Source organism: Psychrobacter raelei (genome assembly GCF_022631235.3).
In the GTDB taxonomy this organism is placed as follows: Bacteria; Pseudomonadota; Gammaproteobacteria; order Pseudomonadales; family Moraxellaceae; genus Psychrobacter; species Psychrobacter raelei.
In genome coordinates this window covers 2,171,231-2,186,548 of record NZ_CP093310.2, presented here as the reverse complement: position 1 = coordinate 2,186,548, position 15,318 = coordinate 2,171,231, and the positions used below count along the sequence as shown (strand labels likewise).

Genomic DNA, 15,318 nt, shown 5'->3' with positions numbered 1-15,318 from the left:
CATAGTCGCTATGTGGGGATTTTTTGGTTTGATAGTTTTTTTCATTCATTAAGAGGGCTTAAGCAGATTATCTTAAAAAGAGCCAAACAAAGTACCTAATACAATCACCACTGTGGTAGCGATCAAAGGAATGCCCATGGTTACCATAGCGATATTGAGATAAGACTGTTTGTGAGTTAATCCACAGATGGCCAATAGGGTGATTACCGCACCACTGTGTGGCAAGGTGTCTAGACCGCCGGCGGCCATAACTGCAACGCGGTGCATCAGCTCGGGGTCAATGCCTGTGGCCAAAGCCATTTTGTAGTAACTCTCACCCAAGGTCGACAGTGCAATACTTAGACCGCCTGAAGAAGAGCCCGTAATACCTGCAAGGGTCGTCATCGCCACTGCTTCAGAGATAAGTGGATTGTCAGGCGTTAGATTCAAAATACTATCGCGAATGATAATAAAGCCTGCCAAAGAAGCAATCACTGCCCCATAGCCGACTTCCGAGGCGGTATTAAAAATAGGCAGCATCGAGTCATAAGTGCCGCGGTTGATGGATTTTTTTAGGTTGTGCCAATGTCCTATGCGCAGTATCACTAACGCGGTACAAGCCACAAGCAAAGCAATAATAATAGACCACAGTCCCAGAGATCCTTGGATATTTAAATCCGGATACTGAGCTTGTAGGGCGCTAAAATCTAAGCTTGGAAAGACCACATAAGTTAATAACGCATTTAAAGCGATAACCAATATGAGCGGAATAATTGCTGTTGTAAAAGAAATTTGATGATCTAGGCTGGTTTGGCTGTGATCAATATCGCCTTTTTGTTCCAAATTATCATCATGTGACCCGTACCCTTCACCAGCAAGCTTGGCTTTATTAGCACGCAACTGTAGCCAATACCAACCCGCAAAAAACATAATTGCGGCGCCTATAGTACCTAAGATAGGTGCAGCAAAGACGTTGGTATTGTAGTAGGGAATGGGGATTGCGTTTTGAATGGCAGGGGTACCAGGCAGTGCGGTCATAGTAAAAGTAAATGACCCTAAAGCAATGGCCGCTGGAATCAAGCGCTTAGGAATGTCTGCCGCTTTAAACAAGTTTTTGGCGATGGGATAAATGGCGAAGGCCACCACGAATAAAGAGACGCCCCCATAAGTCAAAATAGCACAGACCATAATGACCGACAAAATGGCTTTGTCGCTACCCATTTTGTTCACCACGGTATTGGCGATGGCAGTAGCAGCGCCAGAGTCTGCAATAAGCCGACCAAATAAAGCGCCTAATAAAAATATTGGGAAAAATTTTAATAAAAATCCACTAAGGGCTGACATAAATACGTCAGTGTAAGCAGGGATACTGCTTAAGAAGTCACCGGATAATAAAACCGCCAAGACGGCCATGATGGGTGCTAAGATTAAAACTGAGTAGCCACGATAGGCAAAAAACATCAGTAATAATAAAGTGACGATAATCGCAAGTGTGCTAAACATAGGCGCCTTCTCCTTGGCTTAAATATGAATAAAAAAACACCAAGCCCATTAAGCTGCTAAATTAAGCAGACTTAATCGGCTGTGCTACTGATAAGTCCCTATATCAAGTAGGTTGCTATATATAAATGGGGCAGTGATGACACATCAAGATGGGTTATCAGTTGTACACTATATACCAAATGCAGTAAACTAATGGGCTTATTAGCGCTTAATGATACAGCGGGCCTTTTGGCAAACAGGCTTGCTATGCAATGGCGCAAATCAGCATCAGTCTACGAGCAAAAAAATATTATATTCGATTTTGCGAATATATACTATTAATGTCTATACTATTAATGTCTATACCATTTATATATGCCACAATGTGTGCAAGCTTCTGTGGGTATTAAAGTCTTTTATAGGCACAAATAATATAGGTACACATCATCATTTACGTTGATTCAACAGGGAGAGAATAATGAGTCAATCAAAGGTATACGCCAGTGCTGAAGCGGCGTTAGAAGACATCATCCAAGACGGACAAACGTTAGCCATTGGCGGCTTTGGATTGTGCGGCATTCCAGAAAATCTTATTTTGGCATTAAGAGACAGTGGGGCCACAGCGCTCACCTGTATTAGTAATAATGCTGGCGTGGATGACTTTGGGTTGGGCCTGTTATTAAAGACCCGTCAAATCAAAAAAATGATCGCCTCTTATGTGGGTGAAAATAAAGAATTTGAACGTCAGTTCTTAGGCGGTGAGCTCGAAGTTGAATTAACCCCTCAAGGCACTTTGGCTGAAAAGCTACGTGCAGGCGGCGCGGGTATTCCTGCTTTTTATACCGCCACAGGCGTGGGCACACAGGTAGCCGAAGGCAAGGAGTCTCGCGACTTTGATGGCCGCACCTATATTCTAGAGCATTCGCTGACCGCTGATGTGTCACTTATTAAAGCCCAAAAAGCCGACAAAGCAGGCAATCTTATCTTTAATAAAACCGCACGCAACTTTAATCCAGATTGTGCCATGGCGGGCAAAATTACAGTGGCTGAAGTGGAAGAGATCGTTGAAATTGGTGAGCTGGATGCCGATCAGATTCATCTGCCTGGTATTTTTGTACAGCGTCTGGTATTAAATAGTACGCCAGAAAAACGCATCGAAAAAATTACCGTAAAAAAATAGCCACTTAAGTATTAACGAATAATAAGGAGTATCACCATGGCATGGACAAGAGAGCAGATGGCGCAGCGTGCGGCCAAAGAACTACAAGATGGTTTTTATGTTAACTTAGGTATCGGCTTGCCGACTATGGTTGCCAACTATATCCCTGAGGGTATGCATGTTTGGCTACAATCTGAGAACGGCCTACTGGGTATTGGCGAGTTTCCCACAGAAGAGAACGTGGATCCTGACTTGATTAATGCCGGCAAGCAAACCGTTACGGCTAAGCCAGGTGCCAGCTTCTTTGGCAGCTCAGAGTCTTTTGCTATGATACGTGGCGGCCATGTGAACCTAGCTATTTTAGGCGCGATGGAAGTCTCTGAGCAGGGCGATTTGGCCAACTGGATGATTCCAGGAAAAATGGTCAAAGGTATGGGCGGCGCTATGGACTTGGTGGCAGGCGTGCAACGAGTGATTGTGCTTATGGAGCAGATCAATAAGCATGGCGAACCCAAAATCTTAGCTGAGTGTCAGCTGCCACTAACCGGCAAAAAAGTAGTCGATCGTATTATCACAGAATTGGCAGTACTGGATGTCACTGACACCGGCCTTAAGCTAGTTGAGCTGGCTGATGGGGTAAGTTTCGATGAGCTACAAAAAAATACCCCAGTGAAGATTAGCCAATAACCCACTGTTTTATACACAATTTAATGGCGCCAGCTGATGGTGCTGTTCTAAGCACTTAGGAGCAGACAAGGATGACTCAACTCAATCAGGACTTAACCGGCAAAGTGGCTTTAGTAACTGGTGCCGCCAGTGGTATCGGCCGAGACATCGCCGAAACTTATGCTAAGGCAGGCGCAGCGGTCGGTGTAGCAGATATTAATCTTGAAGCTGCACAAAATGTCGTCAAAGATATTGAGGCTGCCGGCGGTAAGGCATTGGCCCTTGCCATGGATGTCTCGTCTGAATCTGCGGTCAATGATGGGGTGAAGGCGTTGGTGGATCACTTTGGTGGTATCGATATTTTAGTGTCTAATGCCGGCATTCAAATTATTGACCCCATTCATAAGCTAAGCTTTAGTGATTGGAAAAAGATGCAGTCTATTCATTTAGATGGGGCATTTTTGACCACCAAAGCGGCGCTACAATACATGTATAGCAATGATAAAGTAGGAACAGTGATTTATACCGGCTCGGTACACTCGCATGAAGCTTCCTTATTTAAAGCCCCTTATGTGACGGCCAAGCATGGGCTGTTAGGATTGTGCCGGGTGTTGGCAAAAGAGGGTGCTCAGTACAATGTGCGCTCGCACGTGATTTGCCCAGGCTTTGTCAAGACGCCTTTGGTTGAAAAACAAATTCCTGAGCAGGCGCGTGAAAAGGGCATTAGCGAAGAAGAAGTGGTCAATGACATTATGCTGGTGAATACCGTGGATAAGGAGTTTACCAGTACTGAAGATATCGCTCAGTTAGCATTGTTCTTGGCTGCATTCCCGACCAATGTATTTACCGGTCAGTCTATTGTGGCAAGCCATGGCTGGTTTATGAATTAAGCGTTTGCTTAACTTAACAGTCAAGGCCTTGCTAATCCTAGCCCAATCGCTTAGCATCACCGGTAACATACTTACCGGTGATGCTAAGCTTTTTTGATTGATACTCATACCGCCGCCGAGCTGATATTCCTATTTTTAGCACAGACCTATACCAGCGCTTGAGTTTTATCCTGCTTACGCTTGAGTAATATTTTTAGTCTGAATCATAAGCCAATATGTTTTTATTGGCTTTTTTGCTTATCTAATTTGTTATCCATCTTCTTATTGACGTTGTTATCTATCCTATACCGTTACTTGCGGCATCCAATGAGCTGCAAGGAGTAAAAACCATGACTCATAAAGACATTGCACAGCTGCTGACCACAGCCATTGAACAACAAAAATTCGATACAGCCATTGGCCAAGTGCATGATTTACGCCCCATTGATACGGCTGATATCTTGGCATTAATCCCCCCTAAATTGTCTTGGCAACTGTTAGACCGTCTACCCAATAGGGCGACTGTTTTTTCTTATTTAGAGGCAGAAGACCAAGTGGCTTTGGCCTATCAATTCCCTAGGGCAAATCTGGCCCGACTGGTGGGCGATATGCCCTCTGATGAGCGTACCGACTTATATAAGCGCTTAGATCAAAGCCAGCGTGATGCGTTATTGCCCGCTTTGGCTCAGGCAGAACGTGAGGATATTCGCCTTTTGTCTGCTTATGCTGAGGGCACAGCTGGGGCTTTAATGACCTCTGACTATGCCACGTTAAAAGCGCAGATGACGGTGGCACAAGCTTTAGCCGCACTGCGTTTAGAAGCGCCAGATGCTGAGACCATTTATCATGCTTATGTGATTGATTCTGAGCGCCAATTAATTGGGGTCATTTCACTGCGCAGTCTAATTTTGGCCTCACCTGAGCAGATCATTGGCGATATTATGCTCACCTCAGTGGTGGCTTCAAATGTCAATGAAGACCAAGAAGATGTGGCAAAAAAGGTCGCCCGTTATGATTTAATTGCGCTGCCTATTATTGATGACAGTGGGGCACTGGTTGGTATTGTGACCCATGATGATGCGATGGATGTGGCAAGTGATGAAGCCACCGATGACTTCCACAAGTCAGGGGGCGTCTCAAGCTTAGTAGGCAGCTTTAAAGACACCAGTATTCGTATTTTGTACCGTAAACGGGTATTTTGGTTGGTATTTTTGGTGTTTGGTAACCTAATATCAGGGGTCGGTATTGCTCACTTTGAAGAGGTGATTGCAGCCAATTTAGTGTTGGTATTCTTCTTACCTTTATTGGTGGACAGTGGCGGTAACGCCGGCTCTCAATCAGCAACACTGATGGTGCGGGCCTTGGCCACAGGAGAAGTGGTGATGCGAGATTGGTTCTCACTGCTTGGGCGTGAAGCTTTAGTGGCCTTATTGCTGGGGATAACTATGGCTGCTGCAATTTCAGTGATTGGCTATGTACGTGGTGATGCAGTGGTGTCCTTAGTGCTGGCGCTAAGTATGGTGTCTGTGGTGATGATTGGTTGTGTGATTGGTATGAGTCTACCTTTTGTGCTTAATAAGCTCGGCTTTGATCCGGCCAGCGCCAGTGCACCATTAATTACCTCGGTGTGTGATGCTTCAGGTGTGGCCATTTATTTGTTTATTGCTTCTAAGTTTTTACCGCTTTAAGTCATCGCGCAAAACAAATGATGTAAGGCCATGTGCCGGACTGTTTGATAAAAATGCGGCGTTGTCAGTGTGGTTTTTTTATCCATCAAAGTCAGCTAAACTAGCTAAAATACTTATAATGTGTGTCATACGTGTCATGCCAAAGCGTGCAATATTAAATTTATAGCCGTAAGGCTTAGGGGCAATCATGTTTAATTTTATAAAAAAATCGATGGCTAAAAACGACAAAAACAGTGAAAAAAGCCTGCAAAGCGAACAGCTGTTTGCGGTAGCCAATCAAGTATTACAAGACCATAGTGCCGGTGGTCAAGATAATAAAGTGACAGCTATTAAACAATACGGCGATTCAGTAACGCTAGATTTGCGCTTAAATGCCGATGCTGATCCTGAAGAGGTACATCGCCAGTTAGGACTTGCCCTACAAAATCATGGTATTAATGAAGTAAACTTAAATGTCAGCTTGCCGGCCAAACCTAAGACAAGCCCATCCTCTCATTCCCATACAACCTCTACTCAGGCCCCCTTTATGACAAGTGATGATATGCCTGCCTTTGCGTCTACCAAAGGCGGTGCGAAGACGTTACCAAAAACAGTCAACGCGGCTGCGCCCAAGTCTCAGACAGATGAGCCGCCTATTACCAAGCGTGCGCCCTTACAGTCAAGCTTACAGCCGCATCCACGTATCAAGCATATTTTGGTGGTGGCCTCAGGCAAAGGCGGCGTCGGTAAATCAACCACGACGGTCAATATCGCCTTAGCCCTACAAAAGCTTGGCAATAAAGTAGGCATATTGGATGCTGATATTTATGGGCCTTCTATGCCCAGTATGCTAGGCGTGGAAGGCGTGAAGCCGCAGTTAGAAAATGAGCAGTTTGTGCCGGTAGAGGCGCATGGTCTGGCTATGCTCTCCATAGGCAGCTTACTAGATGGTGATAATACCCCTGTGGCTTGGCGTGGTCCAAAAGCAACGGGTGCGTTAATGCAGTTGTTCAATCAGACCAACTGGCCAATGCTGGATTACTTAGTGATTGATATGCCGCCAGGTACCGGTGATATTCAGCTTACCTTGGCGCAGCGTATTCCAGTGACAGGGGCGGTCATTGTCACCACGCCGCAGCACATTGCCTTAATGGATGCCCAAAAAGGTATTGAAATGTTTAACAAAACCAGCATTCCAGTGATTGGGGTGGTGGAGAATATGGCGCTACACACCTGCTCGAACTGTGGTCATACCGAAGCCATCTTTGGTGCCGGCGGTGGTGAAACCATATCTGAAGCGTATCAGGTGCCGTTACTAGGACAACTGCCTTTGGCCTCTACTATCCGTGCTCAAGCTGATAAAGGTGAGCCGAGTGTGATTGCCAATCAAGGTGACGGCGATGATTACGCACATTTTTATGTGGAAATTGCTCAAAAAATTGAAGCCAATATCGCCAAATTTGCTAAGCAGCGCAATGATGGACGTATCTTTTAGGCTTTAATGAGCCAGTTGCGGCGCACCACTCAAATCACTCAAAAGGATATTGGGGAATATAAGATGGATAGGCAAAACAATACTATTAAAGCACCGACAAAGACTCGGCGGCCGCGACTGGCACATATTGACCAGCTTATCGTAGACGGTCAGCCGCACTTTGGCGTCTTTGCTGAGGTAGAGCGGATTAATTATCTTGATTACCACAGTCACCTGATTTCCCAAAAGGCAGTATCTCAGCGGCGCAAACAGTTTAAAGCCAATCAGTTTGCCTTTGTTCAGATAGTGCAGCCGCCGTATCGTATTTGTATGGCAATTGCGACCATTAAGCTTGCTAGCACTGTGTTTGCTTATATTTATAATGAACATACTGGCGAGTTTGAGGTGGTTGAAGCCTTGCAGCCTCTCACCCATAACAGCGAGTTTAGTGGTGATCATCGGCAAGGGCGTATGAGCCTTAAGCAAGGCAAACTGTCGCTGGTGCTACAGTTTTCTGAGTCAGGGGTGCAGCTTGACTTGGTCAGTAAGCAGTTTGCAGTATCAGCTCAGTTGGGGCGCAGTGATCAGCCGCTGGCAGTGTGCTCACCTTCAGGCAGAAGGGGCTGGAGCTTCACCCAAAAAGAGCCGCTGACTGTAATAGGGGGTACGCTCACATTTTTTGCCGACTCTAAACATTACCCTAAGCTGGCGGATACCGACTCAGACAATAAGACAGACAATAGGGTAGACAATAAGCTAAGTGGTGACAAAGCACAAACGGGCCTAAGCCATAGCCTGCCACTTAAGCCACATGCTTTGGTTAATTTGGATTGGACGCTTGGCTTTATGCGTCATGAGACCAATTGGTTTTGGAGCTGCATCACCACCGAGTTGCCAGATGGACGGACATTTATGCTGAACCTGTCTATGGGTGTCAATGAGACTGGGGTCAGTGAGAATGCATGCTGGATTGATGGACAGATTTATTATCTGCCGCCGGTATTATTTAGCCGACAGTCAGATTTAACTGGTGGCAAGCAGCCTAAGTGCGGCACAAATCCAGATGAGCCGCGTGCCTGTGCTTGGCAGGTTAGTCATCTTAATTTAGGCTGGAGTGATGTGGAGATTGAGTTAAGCTTTACACCAATAAGTGTCTATAAAAAGACGGATAACTATGGGGTAATAGCCAGCGTGTTTGAGCAGCGGATTGGCACATACTGCGGTCATATAAAACTTAGCGCAGCGCAGGGTGGTCATGTGGTGGCGCTTGATAACGTCATGGGGCTTGCAGAAGACCATTTTGCAAAGTGGTAGGGGCGGCGGGCATGTGGCGTGGGCATTGGGTTAATAGCGATTAAAGAGGGCCAAATAATATTTTAGCCTCTTACACTTTGTCACAGCTGTTACCACAAGATATTGACATAGGGGATGGCGTAAAGCCATTAATAAGCGTAAAATAGCGCCGTTAATGACTCTAATAGAGCAAAAAAAAGCCAATTGGGGCTAAATATTGGGGCGCTTAACTATCGGTTGTATTTAATTATAATCGACCTGTTTTTGAAAAAATTGTGATAAATTAACAGTTTATAATCAAAAAACTGTTTAGAACCAAAAAATAAGGGTGTGAAATGTCAATTAAGTCTGACCGCTGGATTCGTAAAATGGCTGAAGAACATGGCATGATTGAGCCATATGAACCAGGTCAAGTACGGTTTAATGAAGCGGGCGATAAGTTGGTCAGTTATGGCACATCAAGCTATGGTTATGATGTACGCTGTGCTCGTGAATTCAAAGTATTCACTAATGTCCACTCTGCCATAGTAGACCCAAAAAACTTTGATGAAAATAGCTTTATCGATATCGTCGGTGATGAGTGTATTATTCCACCCAACTCGTTTGCCCTAGCGCGCACTGTAGAATACTTTAGAATTCCTCGTGATGTATTGACCATTTGTTTGGGCAAGTCAACTTACGCCCGCTGTGGTATAATTGTCAACGTTACCCCACTTGAGCCTGAGTGGGAAGGTCATGTTACTTTAGAGTTTAGCAACACCACCACGTTGCCTGCGCGTATTTATGCGGGTGAAGGGGTAGCGCAAATGCTATTTTTCCAAAGCGATGCCGATGATATTTGCGAAACCAGCTACAAAGATCGTGGTGGTAAATATCAAGGTCAACGAGGGGTAACACTACCTCGTACTTAGTCTGTACGTACTTCGTCTGTCACTGTATAGACACCAAGCGCTTTAAAACACCAAGTGCTCATGTTCAGATATCCAGATTGGCCAACATAGCCAAATGATACAAGTCAGTGCTTATCAGTGCTTAATGGGATAAGCTGCTGATTTTAAAGTAAATTAATAGAAGGTGTTGCCTTAAAAAGTAACAAATGTCAAGAAGTAGAGCGCGACAGTTCATACCGAACTATGACCCTCTAATTCAGTATTAAATTGGCATTTAGTGCTTAAAAAAAGTATAGTAGCACCTCAATTTTGCCAGCCGATGTATCCTATTTCACCGCTGATTTATGCTATTTATTGAAAATCAGTGTCATCGGGTACTTGCCAGTGAGGAGATTTATAGATGACTTCCGCCTTTAATTGGTCAGCATTAGCCTTTATTTTGGCTGCCATTGGTTTGGTTATATTCATGCTGGTAGTACCACGTTTATTAGGTGGACGCTCGCAAGGTACAGAAAAAGAGGAAGTATTTGAATCGGGCGTTGTCGGAGCAGGCAATGCCCGAATTCGTTTGTCTGCAAAATTCTATTTAGTGGCCATCTTCTTCGTGATCTTCGATTTAGAAGCCCTGTATTTATATGCCTATTCGGTATCGGTGCGGGAAGTGGGCTGGATCGGCTATGCGACAGCCCTTATTTTTGTGGTTGATTTATTAATTGGCCTCATCTACGCGCTAAGTTTAGGGGCGCTCAATTGGGCACCTGCTGACAAACGCCGCAAAAAAGAGCGTTTGAGCGCCGCCCCAGCTGGCTTCAACTTAGCCAGTATCACCAAATTTAATGGCATCGATGAGCTACACACTGACCCTACAGGTAAAGTACCGGCTCAATCATCAGGCCAAGTAAACGTCTCAAACGATATCGAAGCCAACAAGCGCCATCTTGCCAATATCGATCGTATCAACGTCACTGGTAATGTTACCAGTGTAGATTTCTCTACCCAATCTACTAATTCTTTATCCAATAAATCGTCTTCTTAAGGGTTATATCATGAAATATACGCTAACCCGTGCAAATCCTGACGCCGATACTTATCCTGCGCAGACACGCCAAACCGTTAATAATCCCATTGAGGATGAGGTAAATCGTAATGTATTTATGGGTAAGCTTGAGGATATGGTGCATGCCTCAGCTAACTGGGGACGTAAAAACTCACTTTGGCCATTTAACTTTGGTACCTCTTGCTGCTATGTGGAGTATGCCACCACGCTAACAGCAGTACATGACTTGTCACGCTTCGGGGCAGAGGTTATTCGTGCTTCCCCCCGTCAAGCGGATGTGATGATTGTGGCGGGTACTTGCTTTGTGAAGATGGCCCCGGTTATCCAGCGTCTTTATGAACAAATGCTTGAGCCAAAATGGGTCATCTCTATGGGCTCTTGTGCCAACTCAGGCGGCATGTACGACATCTACTCGGTGGTACAAGGCGTGGACAAAATCATTCCAGTGGATGTTTATGTGCCCGGTTGCCCGCCACGTCCCGAAGCGATTATTCAAGGCTTGATGCTGTTGCAACAATCCATTACCAAAGAGCGCCGTCCATTAGGGGCTTATGTTAATGATAAAGGCATCTATCAGCCACAAATGCTGCCTGAGCGTGACCGCAAACAGGCCGATCGTATCGCCGTAAAAAATCTGCGTAGTCCGGACAGCATTTAATAAGCTCAGATATTTTAAGGGCTGAATCGCCTAGCCAGCTTGGCAATAAGCCCAGACAAAACAAAGTATTCATCCTTGCGTATTCGCAACAATTGCAATGACTCTGAGGTAAGCGGTAACCATGGTAACGGATAATAGCAAAGCGACTGACAATAGCGCCAATCCTAATATGACACAGCATGCTGTGCTGCGTGAGCTTGGACATAAGTTTGCAGGTAAATTCACTGAGCAGTTCACCTTTGATGGTATCCCTACCATTTGGGTATCGCGCCAGGATTTACTTGACGTATTGATGTACCTACGCACCCTGCCCAAACCTTATGTAATGTTGCTTGACTTATCAGCAATGGATGAGCGTTTGCGTCAGCACCGTGACGGCTTACCTGCCAGTGATTTTACTGTCTTTTATCACTTGATGTCGCTTGAGCGTAACAGTGATATTCGCGTAAAAGTGGCCTTGTCAGAAGACGATCTAAAGGTTCCAACAGCGACCAAGATTTGGCCAAATGCTAACTGGTACGAGCGTGAAGTGTGGGACATGTTCGGTATCGTCTTTGATGGCCATCCCCATTTAACCCGTATTTTATTACCCAAATACTGGGAGGGTCATCCGCTTCGCAAAGAGTACCATGCGCGCGCTACTGAATTTACCCCGTATTTCCTAAACAATGCCAAGCAGCAGTTTGAGCAAGAAAACCTACGCTTTGTTCCTGAAGAGTGGGGGATGAAGCGCAGTGGCCGAGATGAGGACTTTATGTTCTTAAACTTAGGCCCGAACCACCCCTCAGCGCACGGTGCATTCAGATTGGTACTACAGTTAGACGGTGAAGAAGTCATCGACTGTATCCCAGACATCGGCTACCACCACCGCGGTGCAGAGAAGATGGCTGAGCGTCAAACTTGGCACTCTTATATCCCCTATACCGACCGTATTGACTATCTTGGCGGCGTCATGAATGAGCTGCCTTATGTCATGGCGGTTGAGCAGTTGGCGGGCATCACAGTCCCTGAACGTGCTCAGACCATTCGCGTCATGATGAGTGAATTCTTCCGTATTACCAATAATTTATTGTATTTCGGTACGTTTATTCAGGATGCTGGGGGTATGACGCCAGTATTTTATATGTTTACTGACCGTCAAAAAGCCTATGATGTGATTGAAGCGGTTACCGGCTACCGCATGCACCCAGCTTGGTTCCGTATCGGCGGTACTGCAGCGGATCTACCACGTGGCTGGCAGCGTTTGGTACGTGAGTTCTTAGACTGGATGCCACAACGTTTAGATGAGTACGTCAAAGCCGCAATGGAGAACTCGGTACTTAAAGGACGTACCCAAAACGTGGCGCAATACGATGCCAAACAAGCTTTAGCATGGGGGGTTACTGGGGCAGGTCTACGTGCCACAGGTGTTGAGTTTGACCTACGTAAAGCCCGTCCTTACATGGGTTATGAGAACTATGACTTTGAAATTCCAGTAGGTTATAACGGTGACGCTTATGACCGCTGTATGGTGAAGATTGAAGAGATTCGTCAGTCACTACGCATCATAAGACAGTGTATGGACAACATGCCATCTGGTCCTTATAAGGCGGATCACCCACTGGCTGTACCGCCACCAAAAAACCGTACATTGAACGATATTGAGACCTTGATTAATCACTTTATCTCCGTATCATGGGGACCGGTGATGCCAGCGGGCGAAGCATCTATGATGGTAGAGGCGACCAAAGGTATTAACAGCTACTACATTACCTCAGATCGCTCGACCATGAGTTATCGTACCCGTATTCGTACCCCAACATTTGCACATTTGCAGCAGATGCCTTCTGTAATTAACGGAAGCTTGGTATCGGATTTGATTATCTATTTAGCCTCAATTGATATTGTGATGGCCGATACGGACAGATAAAGATAGCGGATAGTTTTCAATTTTCTAGGGTATCAAGCCAGCAGGCCAAAACATCGACCTGGCTAGCAGTTAAAGAGAAAATAATACAATGATTAAGATTGTGACCGACAAAGCCCCAACCGTAGATGTTGCCAGTATTTTGACGGCTCAAGAGATTGAGGGGATACACGAGTATATCCATCATTATCCTCACGCCCGTGCGGCGTCTCTTGATGCGTTAAAATTGGTTCAAAAGCGTAACGGCTGGGTAAATGATGCGCAAGTTAATGCCATTGCAAACCTATTGGATGTTCCTGTAACTGATATCGAAGGGGTTGCTACTTTCTTTAACCGTATCTACCGTTCCCCAGTAGGTCGCCACGTAATTTTGGTGTGTGATTCTATTGCTTGTTATTTGACCGGCTACGAAGAGCTTGCCGCTGAATTAAAGACAACCTTGGGTATTGAGTTTGGACAGACCACAGCAGATGGTCGTTTTACCTTATTACCTATCTGTTGTTTAGGTAACTGTGACAAAGGGCCTTCGGTACTAATTGACGAAGACACCTTTGGTCCGGTATCTCCTTCTGAGGTTGCCGAATTGTTGGAGTATTATCCATGAGTCACAACGAAGACGTGCTAACGGCACAATCTGATCAACCCAAAAAACTAAGCATTGCCGAGCAGTTTGCTCGCCGCAAGCAAGGTCAAGCCCCCAGTCAATTAAATAGCCAACGTGTACCTATCTATGGCGATAAAGCCACAGCGACTATTGAGACCAAGCCGTTAACTTGGCGTTTGGCACACCATGACGCGATTTTGGATTTGGCCACTTATCAGTCGCTGCGCGGCTTTGAGGGCTTAAAGACTGCTTTAGAAAAGGCCCCAAAAGAAGTGGGCGATATGATCAAAGCGGCTAACGTTCGTGGCCGTGGTGGTGCAGGGTTTAACGCCGGTCTGAAATGGACCTTTATGACCCCACCAGATGGCGGGCCTCGTTACTTAATTTGTAACGCTGATGAAATGGAGCCAGGTACTTTCAAAGACCGCCTGCTTATGGAGCGTCTGCCTTTTCAGCTGATTGAAGGTATGTTAATTACCGCGCATGCTATTGGCGCAACTGATGGTTATATCTTTATCCGTGGCGAGTACATTTTAGCAGCAGAGCGCCTAATGGCAGCCATCGATGAGTGTTTGGCCAATAATCTGATGGGCGATAATATTCTAGGCTCAGAGTTTAGTTTTAACTTACACGTGCACACCGGCGCTGGTCGTTATATCTGCGGTGAAGAGACCGCTTTGATTAACTGTTTAGAGGGTCGTCGTGCCAATCCCCGTACTAAGCCGCCATTCCCTCAGGTATCAGGGGCTTGGGGCCGACCCACTGTTGTCAACAACGTGGAAACGCTAAGCAATATGCCAGCCATTATGATTAATGACGTTGAGTGGTATCAGTCTTTACCAAATGAAAAAGGCAACAGCACCACACCAGGTACAAAAATATTTGGTTGCTCAGGTCTGGTCAATGATCCTGGTCTTTGGGAGCTGCCTTTTGGATATACGGCTCGAGAGATCATTGAAGACTTCGCAGGCGGTATGAAAGATGGTAAACGTCTTAAAGCATGGCTACCTGGCGGGGCATCAACTGACTTTTTGACCACAGAGCATTTAGATGTGGCCATGGATTTTGACAGTATTCAAAAAGCGGGCAGCCGTATGGGTACAGGTCTGATTATGGTAGTGGATGAAAGCCAAGATATGGTGCCTTTGCTTAAAAACCTGGAGATTTTCTTCCAGCGTGAATCTTGCGGCTTTTGTACCCCTTGCCGTGACGGCCTGCCTTGGGGCGTGAAGCTGTTAACGGCCATTGATGATGGCCAAGGTCAGCAAGGTGATGTTGAAAAGCTTGAGGGCTTAACCCGCGACTTATGGTTGGGTAAAACTTTTTGTGCGCACGCACCGGGTGCTATGGAGCCGCTTATGAGTGCGCTTAAGTATTTCCGCCATGAGTTTGACAGCAAAATTGTGGTTCCTGCTATTGAGGTAGACGCTGAGACATCACAGTGGGCGGAGTCAGAAATCAAAAAAGTAATGTCATCTATGGGAAGCGGCAGTCCTGCGGCATCGTCTAATTCAAGCGCAGATACCGGTAGTAACGTTAATTCGGATACAACAGCAGGTGCAGAAGCCGGGCATAAAACCCTAACTTCTAACCCTAGTGATGTGAAGTAGAGGA

General features: G+C 45.8%; 13 protein-coding genes. 12 read left to right on the top strand and 1 reads right to left on the bottom strand.

The window, feature by feature from the left end; all coding sequences use genetic code 11:
• Positions 1-72 precede the first annotated feature (72 nt).
• The gene (locus MN210_RS09235) at positions 73-1,482 is read right to left on the bottom strand and encodes a GntP family permease (protein WP_338412097.1); all 1,410 of its coding nucleotides are present in this window, start codon (positions 1,480-1,482) and stop codon (positions 73-75) included.
• Between the two features lie 457 nt (positions 1,483-1,939).
• Between MN210_RS09235 and MN210_RS09230 the strand changes: the two genes are divergently transcribed.
• From MN210_RS09230 to nuoF, 12 genes are all read left to right on the top strand, one after another.
• Entirely contained in the window at positions 1,940-2,641 is a 702-nt protein-coding gene (locus MN210_RS09230; RefSeq protein ID WP_338412096.1) for a CoA transferase subunit A, read from the top strand.
• 36 nt (positions 2,642-2,677) lie between these two features.
• Complete coding sequence (locus MN210_RS09225) at positions 2,678-3,307, top strand: CoA transferase subunit B (protein WP_011960922.1); 630 nt, start codon at positions 2,678-2,680, stop codon at positions 3,305-3,307.
• A gap of 71 nt (positions 3,308-3,378) precedes the next feature.
• Entirely contained in the window at positions 3,379-4,176 is a 798-nt protein-coding gene (locus MN210_RS09220) for a 3-hydroxybutyrate dehydrogenase (RefSeq protein ID WP_110816797.1), read from the top strand.
• A gap of 329 nt (positions 4,177-4,505) precedes the next feature.
• Positions 4,506-5,843, top strand: a complete 1,338-nt coding sequence (gene mgtE / locus MN210_RS09215) for a magnesium transporter (protein ID WP_011960920.1) — start codon at positions 4,506-4,508, stop codon at positions 5,841-5,843.
• A 187-nt stretch (positions 5,844-6,030) separates the two neighbouring features.
• Positions 6,031-7,317 (top strand): iron-sulfur cluster carrier protein ApbC, encoded by a 1,287-nt coding sequence (gene apbC, locus MN210_RS09210; RefSeq protein ID WP_338412095.1) that lies wholly within the window; start codon positions 6,031-6,033, stop codon positions 7,315-7,317.
• A gap of 6 nt (positions 7,318-7,323) precedes the next feature.
• Positions 7,324-8,610, top strand: a complete 1,287-nt coding sequence (locus MN210_RS09205; protein WP_241878339.1) for a DUF2804 family protein — start codon at positions 7,324-7,326, stop codon at positions 8,608-8,610.
• Between the two features lie 314 nt (positions 8,611-8,924).
• Positions 8,925-9,500 (top strand): dCTP deaminase, encoded by a 576-nt coding sequence (gene dcd / locus MN210_RS09200; RefSeq protein ID WP_011960917.1) that lies wholly within the window; start codon positions 8,925-8,927, stop codon positions 9,498-9,500.
• A gap of 379 nt (positions 9,501-9,879) precedes the next feature.
• The gene (gene ndhC / locus MN210_RS09195) at positions 9,880-10,515 is read left to right on the top strand and encodes an NADH-quinone oxidoreductase subunit A (protein ID WP_011960916.1); all 636 of its coding nucleotides are present in this window, start codon (positions 9,880-9,882) and stop codon (positions 10,513-10,515) included.
• Between the two features lie 10 nt (positions 10,516-10,525).
• On the top strand, positions 10,526-11,194 hold the full coding sequence (locus MN210_RS09190) for a NuoB/complex I 20 kDa subunit family protein (protein WP_338412094.1): 669 nt from the start codon (positions 10,526-10,528) through the stop codon (positions 11,192-11,194).
• A 121-nt stretch (positions 11,195-11,315) separates the two neighbouring features.
• Entirely contained in the window at positions 11,316-13,103 is a 1,788-nt protein-coding gene (gene nuoC, locus MN210_RS09185) for an NADH-quinone oxidoreductase subunit C/D (protein WP_011960914.1), read from the top strand.
• Between the two features lie 91 nt (positions 13,104-13,194).
• On the top strand, positions 13,195-13,704 hold the full coding sequence (gene nuoE / locus MN210_RS09180; RefSeq protein WP_041773743.1) for an NADH-quinone oxidoreductase subunit NuoE: 510 nt from the start codon (positions 13,195-13,197) through the stop codon (positions 13,702-13,704).
• Positions 13,701-15,314 (top strand): NADH-quinone oxidoreductase subunit NuoF, encoded by a 1,614-nt coding sequence (gene nuoF / locus MN210_RS09175; protein WP_338412093.1) that lies wholly within the window; start codon positions 13,701-13,703, stop codon positions 15,312-15,314. The genes nuoE and nuoF overlap by 4 nt, the downstream gene beginning before the upstream one ends.
• Positions 15,315-15,318: the final 4 nt, after the last annotated feature.

What these genes read in the sequence shown, in the direction of transcription:
- MN210_RS09235 (WP_338412097.1), bottom strand. Translation starts at nt 1,482, where the DNA reads ATGTTTAGCACACTTGCGATTATCGTCACTTTATTATTACTGATGTTT.
- MN210_RS09230 (WP_338412096.1), top strand. Translation starts at nt 1,940, where the DNA reads ATGAGTCAATCAAAGGTATACGCCAGTGCTGAAGCGGCGTTAGAAGAC.
- MN210_RS09225 (WP_011960922.1), top strand. Translation starts at nt 2,678, where the DNA reads ATGGCATGGACAAGAGAGCAGATGGCGCAGCGTGCGGCCAAAGAACTA.
- MN210_RS09220 (WP_110816797.1), top strand. Translation starts at nt 3,379, where the DNA reads ATGACTCAACTCAATCAGGACTTAACCGGCAAAGTGGCTTTAGTAACT.
- mgtE (WP_011960920.1), top strand. Translation starts at nt 4,506, where the DNA reads ATGACTCATAAAGACATTGCACAGCTGCTGACCACAGCCATTGAACAA.
- apbC (WP_338412095.1), top strand. Translation starts at nt 6,031, where the DNA reads ATGTTTAATTTTATAAAAAAATCGATGGCTAAAAACGACAAAAACAGT.
- MN210_RS09205 (WP_241878339.1), top strand. Translation starts at nt 7,324, where the DNA reads ATGAGCCAGTTGCGGCGCACCACTCAAATCACTCAAAAGGATATTGGG.
- dcd (WP_011960917.1), top strand. Translation starts at nt 8,925, where the DNA reads ATGTCAATTAAGTCTGACCGCTGGATTCGTAAAATGGCTGAAGAACAT.
- ndhC (WP_011960916.1), top strand. Translation starts at nt 9,880, where the DNA reads ATGACTTCCGCCTTTAATTGGTCAGCATTAGCCTTTATTTTGGCTGCC.
- MN210_RS09190 (WP_338412094.1), top strand. Translation starts at nt 10,526, where the DNA reads ATGAAATATACGCTAACCCGTGCAAATCCTGACGCCGATACTTATCCT.
- nuoC (WP_011960914.1), top strand. Translation starts at nt 11,316, where the DNA reads ATGGTAACGGATAATAGCAAAGCGACTGACAATAGCGCCAATCCTAAT.
- nuoF (WP_338412093.1), top strand. Translation starts at nt 13,701, where the DNA reads ATGAGTCACAACGAAGACGTGCTAACGGCACAATCTGATCAACCCAAA.